Source organism: Vibrio splendidus (genome assembly GCF_001557875.1).
In the GTDB taxonomy this organism is placed as follows: domain Bacteria; phylum Pseudomonadota; class Gammaproteobacteria; order Enterobacterales; family Vibrionaceae; genus Vibrio; species Vibrio splendidus_F.
The window spans coordinates 1-222 of sequence record NZ_LNRF01000055.1 but is presented as its reverse complement, the minus strand read 5'-3'; the positions used below and the strand labels follow the sequence as shown (position 1 = coordinate 222).

Below are 222 nucleotides of genomic sequence, written 5' to 3'. Positions count from 1 at the left end.
ATCTGCGACTCTCGTCTGCTCCATCCGCAAGGGACTTCACTGATAAGAGCGTACCTTCTCCCGAAGTTACGGTACCATTTTGCCTAGTTCCTTCCCCCGAGTTCTCTCAAGCGCCTTGGTATTCTCTACCCGACCACCTGTGTCGGTTTGGGGTACGATTCCTTACAATCTGAAGCTTAGAGGCTTTTCCTGGAAGCATGGCATCAATGACTTCACTACCGT

The 222-nt window shown here is 50.9% G+C and carries 1 rRNA gene; it reads right to left on the bottom strand.

The features are described 5' to 3' along the window. Positions 1–222, bottom strand: a 23S ribosomal RNA gene (locus ATB74_RS23585); the annotation flags it as partial.